The 9487-nt window shown below is 66.9% G+C and carries 13 protein-coding genes; 1 reads left to right on the top strand and 12 read right to left on the bottom strand.

Annotated elements, in window-relative coordinates; translation table 11 throughout:
- The 9 genes from FHX42_RS25600 to FHX42_RS25640 form a co-directional block, all read right to left on the bottom strand.
- A partial coding sequence (locus FHX42_RS25600; RefSeq protein ID WP_182547046.1) for a hypothetical protein occupies positions 1–200 on the bottom strand: 200 nt, incomplete at its 3' end.
- A 91-nt stretch (positions 201–291) separates the two neighbouring features.
- The gene (locus tag FHX42_RS25605) at positions 292–831 is read right to left on the bottom strand and encodes a hypothetical protein (RefSeq protein WP_182547047.1); all 540 of its coding nucleotides are present in this window, start codon (positions 829–831) and stop codon (positions 292–294) included.
- A gap of 38 nt (positions 832–869) precedes the next feature.
- Entirely contained in the window at positions 870–1487 is a 618-nt protein-coding gene (locus tag FHX42_RS25610) for a hypothetical protein (protein ID WP_182547048.1), read from the bottom strand.
- A 516-nt stretch (positions 1488–2003) separates the two neighbouring features.
- Positions 2004–2162, bottom strand: a complete 159-nt coding sequence (locus tag FHX42_RS25615; protein ID WP_182547049.1) for a hypothetical protein — start codon at positions 2160–2162, stop codon at positions 2004–2006.
- A gap of 132 nt (positions 2163–2294) precedes the next feature.
- Positions 2295–2759, bottom strand: coding sequence for an HK97 gp10 family phage protein (locus FHX42_RS25620; protein WP_182547050.1), 465 nt, complete (start codon positions 2757–2759; stop codon positions 2295–2297).
- Positions 2735–2971, bottom strand: coding sequence for a hypothetical protein (locus tag FHX42_RS25625; RefSeq protein WP_182547051.1), 237 nt, complete (start codon positions 2969–2971; stop codon positions 2735–2737). The genes FHX42_RS25620 and FHX42_RS25625 overlap by 25 nt, the downstream gene beginning before the upstream one ends.
- A gap of 426 nt (positions 2972–3397) precedes the next feature.
- Positions 3398–3814 carry a hypothetical protein gene (locus tag FHX42_RS25630; RefSeq protein WP_182547052.1) on the bottom strand — a complete coding sequence of 139 codons (417 nt, stop codon included), beginning with the start codon at positions 3812–3814 and terminating at the stop codon, positions 3398–3400.
- 290 nt (positions 3815–4104) lie between these two features.
- Positions 4105–5082 (bottom strand): LysM peptidoglycan-binding domain-containing protein, encoded by a 978-nt coding sequence (locus FHX42_RS25635; protein WP_182547053.1) that lies wholly within the window; start codon positions 5080–5082, stop codon positions 4105–4107.
- Positions 5083–5323: 241 nt separating this feature from the next.
- Complete coding sequence (locus FHX42_RS25640) at positions 5324–5560, bottom strand: hypothetical protein (protein ID WP_182547054.1); 237 nt, start codon at positions 5558–5560, stop codon at positions 5324–5326.
- A 253-nt stretch (positions 5561–5813) separates the two neighbouring features.
- On the opposite strand from FHX42_RS25640, the gene FHX42_RS25645 reads away from it, so the two are divergent.
- Positions 5814–6527, top strand: a complete 714-nt coding sequence (locus FHX42_RS25645) for a M50 family metallopeptidase (protein WP_182547055.1) — start codon at positions 5814–5816, stop codon at positions 6525–6527.
- Here FHX42_RS25645 and FHX42_RS25650 read toward each other — a convergent pair.
- From FHX42_RS25650 to FHX42_RS26110, 3 genes are all read right to left on the bottom strand, one after another.
- A complete protein-coding gene (locus FHX42_RS25650; RefSeq protein WP_182547056.1) occupies positions 6524–8668 on the bottom strand; it encodes a hypothetical protein in 2145 nt (714 codons plus the stop codon). The two genes, FHX42_RS25645 and FHX42_RS25650, sit on opposite strands and share 4 nt — an antisense overlap.
- Positions 8665–9219, bottom strand: a complete 555-nt coding sequence (locus FHX42_RS25655; protein ID WP_182547057.1) for a hypothetical protein — start codon at positions 9217–9219, stop codon at positions 8665–8667. Before FHX42_RS25655 ends, FHX42_RS25650 begins: the two co-directional genes overlap by 4 nt.
- Positions 9216–9487 (bottom strand): hypothetical protein (locus FHX42_RS26110; RefSeq protein ID WP_220480897.1); only part of this gene is annotated, 272 nt, incomplete at its 5' end. The genes FHX42_RS25655 and FHX42_RS26110, both read right to left, overlap by 4 nt.

Here is a 9487-nt window from a genome sequence, read left to right on the forward strand (position 1 = left end):
TGCCCGGCTCGCTTGCCCGCACGGCCAGCCGTTCGGCCGACACCACCGAATGACACCGACGACGTATCCAGGTTCGACGCGAACGACTTCGAAAACGACTTTGCCGCCTGCGCGCCGGCCTTCTGGAGTGAGTCTTTGAGTTGACCACCGAAGCGGGACACGTCCGCTGTGATCTCCACGGCGGCTTCCGCCAGCGCCATCGGGCACACCTCACCTTACGAGAGATGCGCCCGGACCACGTGCCAGCAACGCGGATCAACTGATCACACCGGTGATCCTACCCGGGACGATCTAGCCACCCCCGCGCCACGCGTCCCACGCTCGCGCCTCCCAACTACCCCCCGCGGCACGGCCGCCACCAGCCTCACGGGCACGCCCGGACGGCCGCGGGCCCTCCGGGCCGGCGAATACCTCCGACTCGAGTCGCGCGCGCTTCGAATCTTCGTCGCAGCCCTGCACCTGGAGGGCCCACATCGCATTCACCGTGCGATGCACCGGCGCGTTCAGCGGATCGAACCCCCATTGCACCGCGAGCCCATCGAATTGCATCCACTCGGCGGCCACCGCCATGAGCAGCCGCCGGCCGGCCCAAAAGTCGCATCCCAGCACCCGGCCAAGCACCCGCGTCGCGACGTCCTCGAGTAGGTCCACGTCGAACCCGTCGCGCGGGTCCTGAATCCGCGATTCCAGCCATGCCCGCGCCTGCTCTTCCAGCCGCCCCGGGATCAGCATCCACCAGCATCCCGACGGCTCGTACTGGCACGCGTCCAGCCACACGGGCAACGGCAGCCGCGGCAACCACAGTTCGACCCCATCGACGCGGAACGCCACACCGTCCGGCTCGGGAGGTGTGAACGGGGCCGGCCCCGTCACGACGCGGGGGAGGTCTTACGGGACTTGTTGCCGCCCGGGTTTCCCGGGCGTTTCTTCGGTGCCCGTGCCGCGGAACGCCGCTGTGCCCGGTTACTCCGGTCCTGCTCACCCCAGCCGGACAGTAGCGCGGTCACGATGTCGGCCATCGGCCGAATGTCCAGAAGGTCATCCGGGTCGGATGATCCCCAACGGGCCTGCACGTGCGCCGCGTCCTGCGGAGATAGCGCCGCGTCCAGCAGGAACCCGATCGACCACGCCTGATCACCGATGCCGGCTTGCGTGCCGATCCCGGAGTGCACGATGCGCGTCACGAATCCTTTGGGGCGGGTGAACACCATGTCCAGCTCAAGGTCCATCGGCGCCACCAGGTCCACCGAGTCCCGCTCGCTGGTGTCGAGTTCGTCGAGTCGGTCCTGCGAGACGACGCGGGTGGTGACCGGCTGGTCGGGGCGCACGCTCTGCGTGGTGATCACAAGCGCCGAATCGTCGTAGTCGTGCGCGTCGGGTTCGCCGGACCACCGATCGTGCAGCGCGGCCACTAGGTCAGTCACCTCGGGTTCGTCGACCGGGTCGCGCTCATCCTTGATTCGGTCGTGGAACTCTTTCAGCTGCACGTCGGACAGCGTCCCGCGGAAAAACTGCAAGACTGCTAGTGCCCGGTCCTGGTCGGGGACCTGCGTGGACGTGGCCGTGGACGCGAACAGCAGCACGGCGTCTTTCGGTCGCTCTACCGTCCAGTGGGAGCCGCACCAATCGACGTCGACTGGTTGGGGAGCGCGGGAGTGTTGCGGAGTGGTGAATTCGATCGTTTGCACACGATGGACGGTACTCAAGTGGGGGACACTCAAGAGTGGGGGAGCGCGTTGGAAACGTCGCGCACCACAACGGAGTGGGGAGAGAGTAGCCGTATGGCGGAATCAGTGCAGAACCAGCAGTGTGACCGGTCCACGCTCGTTGCTGTGCGGGAGCGGGTCGCGGAGATGTCCCGGGATGGGGTCGAGCGTGACAGCCACCAGGTATTTCTTGCGATCCTGGCTGAACTGGACGTGAAGCTAGCTCGGGCCGGTCATTAGCACGAAACCGCCCCGTGGTCGTGGGGACCACGGGGCGGTGTTTTCTCTCGGGTGAGGTTACTTGTCGCCGCGGATTGCCTTGCGGGACTCGCGCACGGTGGCTTCCGCGGAGCGGGCCGAACGGTTCTGCCCCGGGTCGTTGCGGATCCAGTCCGCGTACGCGTTCTGGAAGTCGCTCTCGGACTTGAACTGGTCGCGAGTAGGCGGGTTGGACACGACGTGTCTCCTTTGTGTGGTGGCTGGGGGGGTGTGCGCCCCCGCTGACACCATTTAAGGTACACGAGTGCCTTACGGTACACAAGTGACACAACCGGGGGTTATGGTGACGTACACCACCCCGCGCGACACTCAGAGTTTCTTGATCGGCCACGACGTCGACGCCCGCAACCCGTTCACCATGAACGGATGCGGCTTCACACCCTCCACCCACGTCGCAAAGACCTTCCCCCCACGGCCACCTTTCCGGCCCGCACGCTGAGGATGCCCCTGCTTCGGCCGGAACACCATCACCGACGCGGTCTTCGGCCCATGCGCCTCAGTGCCCTCATGCTGGTAGTACATGTAGTCCAACGTGGTCCCCGCCCATGCTCGCACCAACCCGTTCCGCGACCGCCACTCCCAATGAATCGACGCGCGCCCCTCACCGGAATCCACCGGCGCCAACCGCTTCGCCTCGTTGACCGTGCGCCGCGCAATCTCGGCAACCTTGCTCTTCACCGGACCACGATCACCAGTCAGCAGCCGATCCAGCTCGCTACGGTTCAACGTCACCCGCGTCCGTCCCACCATCAACACCACTCCGGCCAATGCCACGCGCCATGTTCCGGCGTCGCTCCGTGCGGAATCCCGACCAGAAACCGGGACCCATCCTCGGTAAACACCACCAGCGACGATAGGTCAAACTCGCCACCGGTGTCCGGCGTCGCCGTCACCAGCGCCGCTCGACACACCACCGCGCCCATCTCGTCGTACTCGGCGTAATGCACGACACTGCCCACGCCGGGCGGGAGGAAATCCGCACTCATGCCGGAAAGTCTGTCACGTTCGGTATCATCAGCGTCCGCACCGACCCCGGCCGTCAACGTCACCAGCCGCGCCAAGCGGAACGCGGATCCAGCTGGATCTAAGGGCCACAACCCCCAGGGCATCCGAGTGAGGATGCTTCGGTGGCCCTGCGGTCAGCGGGCACCGGTGCAGTATGAAGGGTCGTAGCCGCCCCGTGGTCTGGTACCACCGCGGGGCGGCTCCCCGTTCCTACTGCTGCGGTTCCCGCGCGAGTGGAGCCGAGTTCGTGTGCGCTCCCCAACAACGACGCCCGTAGCACCGGAAACGCTGGTCGTCCCCGTGGACGTACCACGCTCCCGGGAACGGCCACCGGACGTGCCTGAAATCCACCGGCTTACCGCAGTGTCCACAATCGAACCCGGTGCGGTCGAGGGTTACGCGCGGCGTCACGCGCTCAGCTCTCCGGGTGCGTTGGTGCCCGTGAGGCTGTCCCGAATGAACGCGTCACATTCCTCCCGCGTCCGGAAGGTCATGCCGAGTCCCGGGGACTGGTCGGCAAGTTGGAGGTACGGGCGCCACGGCCATCGGACGTCGGTGTGCTCATCGCGTGCGGCGAACCAGCCACGAACAGCACGATCAACTTCTCTTGTTGTCTCGCCGTCGATAGCGTCACCGAACAACGCGACCCGCGGAGCCGTTCCGGCCGCGTCCGGCACCGATGAGGACAGTGCATCAACCAGTTCGGATACGTCCGGGGAGTCTTCTGGTTCCTTTGCTGGATTGCCGCACGCGTCAAGGGGGATGTACAGCGTTCCGCCGTCGCCCGGGTCGAGAGGGGCGGTTGCGTCGTGGTGGTCGGTCATGCCTCGAGCATAGTCCGTAGTGCAGCTACAGGTTTACAAAATCGGCCCTCGCTCGAGGCATGATCACACCGCGCGAAAAGAGTGCATAACTCAGCTTATGCGCGGTTTCCGGGGGAGGGGCGCACTCGGCGAGCCACCGGGAAGATGCTCACTCAGTCCAACGGGGAAACGTCACCGTGACGAACGAGCGGAGGGAGATGGGCACCCCGAAGCGATGTGGGGGAGGGGTCGCACGGGGTGCCCGTCAGCGCAGAATCAGCATGACGTAGTCAACACGCTACGCCACGCGGTCAGTACGTCAGCACCTGCCCCGGAACGATGTGATCCGGGTTCCCCAAGTTGTTCGCTCGAACCAAGTGCCCCGCATCAACTCCGAGCTGAGACGCGATCCCGATGATCGTGTCCCCCGGCTGCACCATGTACGTCGACCCCGGACCATGCGGGACCTTGAGTATCTGGCCAACCTGGATCTCATCGGGATCGGCCAGCCCGGACGCGGAAGCGATCGCCTCTACCGTCGTGCCGAATCTCCGAGCGATCCCCGACACCGTGTCGCCGGCCCGCACCTCATAGTTCCGCGTGCGCGGCTCCGGTTCGGGACTCGGCGCGGGAGCGGGATCCTGCGCCGGCGGCTCCGGGGCCGGCGCCGGCGGTGGTGCGCCCTGCCCGATCGTGAACGCCGGCAGCCGCCACGTCCCGACCGTGGCGTTACGGTCGACGTGGCCGACCACCCCGGGCACCTGGCCTTCGTTCGTGTGTTGGTGCAGCGCGAGACGCTCGTGACTCCACCCGGGGTTTCCGGGTTCGCCGTTGTAGTGCGCTGCCCACAGCAACACGTCGGCCCGTGCCCACCAGGGATTCAGTCGGTGTGTGAACCAGTTCGTGTTCGCGTACACCAGCACACCGGGAACGCCGGTCGCGTGTCGCAGCTCGCGCACGAACTGATCTATGAACCCGTCCGGGTTCGGGATCGCGGGGTCTTCGATGTCGAGCATTGGCCAGATTCGGTTCCCACCGGTGAGTCGGTGGTGCTCGAGCTGGCCGGCGAAGTGCTGTACCTGCGCGGACGGTTCACCAGGGCGCGCGAAGTGGTAGCCACCGGGCAGAATCCCCGCGGAGTCGCATCCGTCGATGTGGTGCCACGCGGCGTCATCCGACCACGACTCGCCCTCAGTGACCTTGATCGAGCAGTAGGCAATGTTGTTCCCTGCCACCGCGTCCCAGTTGGTGACCTGCTGGTAGTGGGAGATGTCTATTCCGTAGTCCATGCTCGTGATTCTGCATGTGCACTGGTGTCGCGTGTGGAGCGCCACGCCCGATCGGTGATCGCAAAAGTGCCCTACCGCTCCCCGCGGGGACAGTAGGGCACTTTTGCGTGCGGTGGTTCATCCAGCCTGCACGATCGGGACCTTGCTTGGCGGCGGGATCTCCTGATCGCAGCGGCGTTGAACCGCCTTTCGTCATCGGGGTTCATGCTACCCCACGTCCAGACGTGCGCGTAAAAACCGGCTACATTCCCCGCTGGTACACCTCGTGCAGCTCAGGGACCGTGACCGCCGAGAACTCCGCGCGGGAAGTCAAGGCCGGATCGGCTCCGAGCTTCTGGATCACAGCGTCGAACGCCGTAGCAGCCACCCCTACAGCGTGTTCCTGCTCGGGTGTGCGCTCGGTGTCGTCATCGGGGAGCGGCGCGACCCCCAAGTGCTCTGCGACCGCGTCCGCAGCGGCGATCCGAGCTGCACTCAAGGCAAGCCGCCGTCATGAGCGAGGCGCGGATTGTCGCGGATCCAGGAATCAGGGCGCATCAGTGCTGCTCGTTTCCGTCGGAGTCTGGTTCGCGCTGATGTTCCCACGGCGCGCGACACGGGCAGTCGCGCCAACACCAATGCACGCGCTGGTCGGTGAGTACCCATCGGCGACGGCCACGCGCGCTCGGACGTGTGGGTGACGTGCGTCGCGGCATGTGGGAACCTCCCAAGTATTATGGTACATACGTGACATGAACCCGGAGGATGTCGCCACCACGATCGCGGACGCCGTCACCGCCACCACCCCCGCCCCAACCTGGTGGATGGTACTGGCCACCGGCATCGCCGCGGCCCTGGTCGCCATCCCCAACAGCATGGTCCGAATGGACGTCGTCTCCACCCTCACCCACGAAGCCGGCCACGGCATCGCCAGCTTACTCACCGGCGGGGGAGCGCACCGCATCGAACTGACCTCCCCCGACTCCGGGACCACGACCACCAGCCACACCGATTCGTGGTCCGACGTCATCACGTGCGCCGCGGGATACCTCGCTCCTCCCGCGTCCGGACTGTGGGCAGCATTCGCCCTGTCCGACGGGCACGCACCCGCTGTACTGGCCGCCGGCGTGGCTGTAGCGCTGTTCGTGCTCGCGCTCGCCCGCAACACCCGCGCGTTCCTGTCCAGCATCATCACCGCCGCTGTCCTCGCGGCGCTACTGGTCTCCGGTGCCGCGTGGGCACAGACCACCGCCGTGACCCTGATCGTGTGGCTACTGCTGGTCTGCGAGTTCGGATCGCTCGTGGCAATGGTCGGGAGTCGCATCACCGGCAAGGTTTGGGACCACGACGACGCCAAAGCACTCGCCGAGATGACCCGGATTCCCGCTCTGCTGTGGATCGCCGGATGGTCCGTGTTCAACGGCTGGGCCCTGTACACCGCCACGACCGGCATCCTGTGGGCCTAAATCAGCCCGATATAGGGCATGGTCGGATCGGCTTTACCCGCCGGTTCCACCGTCACCGTGTTGGACCACGTGGCAGAGGCGTTGATCTGCCAGTTTATGTACTTCCCGACGCGCACGTATCCGCTGGTCACAGCGTGATATTGCAGCGACGAGTTCGACGGCCACGACTGCGCGGCGATCCTCCCGATTCCCGAGTAACAGTAGTTGATCACCACGTACGCTTCCCACGGCGCGGACTTCGCCGGAATCGCAGTGTTCAGCATCGACGTTTTCGCACCTGTCGAGGCGAACACGGACGTGTACCCGTCGGTGTCCGTGGCACGCGGATTGGTGGCCGTGTTGGCGCCGGAAGCGACGTACACAGCCACGCCGCAATCGCTCCGGTTGGATCCGCTGAACGCCTCACTAACCCACCACACGACGCCGGTCACCGGCACACCGGCGGGAACGACCATGCGCACCGCCGCGCCGGTGTTGTACACCTGATAAACGCTGCTGCCCTCCCCCGGGTGGCACGATGCAGCCTGTAGCCCGTACGCGCTGGCAGGGAACCCAACCGGCACCGTCGCGGGCGCCGGAGATGGGGTAGGAACCGCAGCCGGTTTCCAGGTGGCCCCGGCCGTGTCCCACGTGAGTACCTGTCCCCCGGTGGGTGCTGCACTCGCCACATCCGACAGATCAGACAGCTCGGACGGGACCTCCGGAACCGCCGGCGGGTCGACCGGGGCCCACTCGGTGCCGTCGTAGGCCAGGTGCTGCCCCGTCTTGGGGGTGCGGGTGGCCACGTCGGACGCGTCCGACAGCTCGGGCCGGCCGGCGGTCCAGTAGGTGCCGTTGTCCATGAGCACCCGGCCGTGCTCGGATGGGGTGGCGCTCTGCACGTCCGCGAGATCGTTGGCCACGTGCGGCACCGTCGGGCCCGCCGTGGGGATCCAGGTCAGCGCGCCGTCCGAGTCGACGTGCGCCGTCACGAACTGGCCTTCCGTGGCCGTGGACAAACCGGCCGCGTCCGCAAGTTCGGTGAGTTTCGACGGTGTGTGCGGGTCCGGCAGTGCCAGCGACCGCCACACCAGCTCACCGGGGGTCGACCCGGCCGCGGCGGTGAGTACCTGGCCGGCCGTAACGCCGGTGGTGTCGACGTCGGGAAGTTCGTCCAGCGCTGGTGGTCCCGGTGGTTCCGGGTACGTGCCCGGCTGCCAGGTGGTGCCGTCGTACTCGAGTGGCTGACCGGATGCGGCACCGGTGGTGTCGACGTCGGGTAGCTCACCGAGCGCCGGCACGGCCGGGGTCGGCACATCGGCCGGTGTCCATTCGGAGCCGTTCCACGTGAGCCGTTGCCCCACGCTCGGTGCGGTGGCCGCCACATCCCCCAAATCGGCCAGGTGTTCCGGCGGGGCCGGCGGGTCGGCCGGGATCCACGTGAGCACACCACGTCCGGTGATGTGCGCTGTCACGAACTGGCCTTCGGTGGCGGTGGCGAGTCCGGCGGCGTCGGCCAGCTCGGTGAGCTTGCTCGGTGTGTGCGGGTCGGGGAGGTTCAGCGCGCGCCACGTGATCGTTCCGGCGGTGTCGCCGGCCGCGGCGGTGAGCACCTGGCCGGGTCGTGCCTGCGTGGGTGCGACGTTGCCGACGTCCTCGAGTTCGAGTTCCTGACCGATCGTCGACACGGGCTCGGGTCGCCACACACCACCAGTGGCCAGCAGCGCGGACCCGTCGGCCGGCCGGTTCGCCGCGGTGGCGACGTTCCGCAAATCTCCCAGTTCGGACACCGGTTGCCACCCGTTCCCGTCCGGCGCCGGGGGCGGGTTCACCAGCAGATCCCACACCCAACACTCAACACCGGCCGGTTTCGGAGGGACCCGGATCGCACCGGTGAGCCGACCGGACTCCCACACTTCGACGTAGACGTACTCCGAAGCGAGGTACGCCGAGTACGGCAACAGCGCTTGCCGCCAACACCCACGCGGGCCCGTCCACGTGCGAACCTGGCCAACAATGCGCCCCGTGCCGTCCGCGGTCCAGGCGGTGTTGGACCGGGCGATCAGGTCCACTTGGATGCCTTTTTGTGCCGTGCCGTCCGGGTGCAACAGCTGGTTCTTCACCAACGTGGTCGCCGCGGCCGGCGGGTCCGGAGTCGTCACCGTTGGCCCCCATTGCAGTCGCATTCGAAGCGGGTGAGCTGAGCTTGCGTTTCAACGCCGACGCACCCGCCGGACGGGCCGACCGCGGACTGCGTGGTCAGCACAGCGTTGAGCGGCTGCGGACCGCGCTTACTCGGCAGCTCGCAGCACAGCATCGCGCGCCGCAACAATGCCGAATCCAGATACATGTTCTCGGCGTGCGCGGTCATGGTGTCTTCCTCAACGGTGGCGGCACCCCCGATCGGCACCGGTGAACACCGGTAGATACCGGCTTCCACGGTCAAGTCCAGCTGCCCGTGTCCGCACGAGCTACCGGCCATTCTGCTCCCCGCGCCGTTGTGCGCATTGACGCTGACCAGACGGACCCACGCTTGCCCATCCCCGTCCGCGCAAGTGCAGTCACACGCGTCGGCCGGCGGGTGGCCGCCGTTGAACACGATCGGGAAGTAGCACACGTTCCGGCCGCACGCGGCGAGTTCGGTGGACACGCAGTTCCGTAGCGCTCGCAGTACCGGGAACACCAGCCGGTCACGACACCCCGGTGTCGTCATAACCCGCGCCTCCCCCCGGTGGTCCAGGTAGACCGGTACGACGGCATATCCGGCGACACCACGCGGGACTGTTGCCGCCGGTGGTGCGGGTTGACCGTGCGCACCCACCCGTTGACGTCCGGCAGATAGTCCAGCAGCCCCGATTGCTGTTCCAACATCGTGTACTGCACCCCCTCGCGGGTGACGCTCTGCACCCCACGTGGCAGCCGGCACGACGGATCATCCTGGCAGGCTTTCCACAGCTCACACGCCAGGATGCTGACCGCGC

This window comes from Halosaccharopolyspora lacisalsi, from assembly GCF_014137975.1.
Taxonomy (GTDB): domain Bacteria; phylum Actinomycetota; class Actinomycetes; order Mycobacteriales; family Pseudonocardiaceae; genus Halosaccharopolyspora; species Halosaccharopolyspora lacisalsi.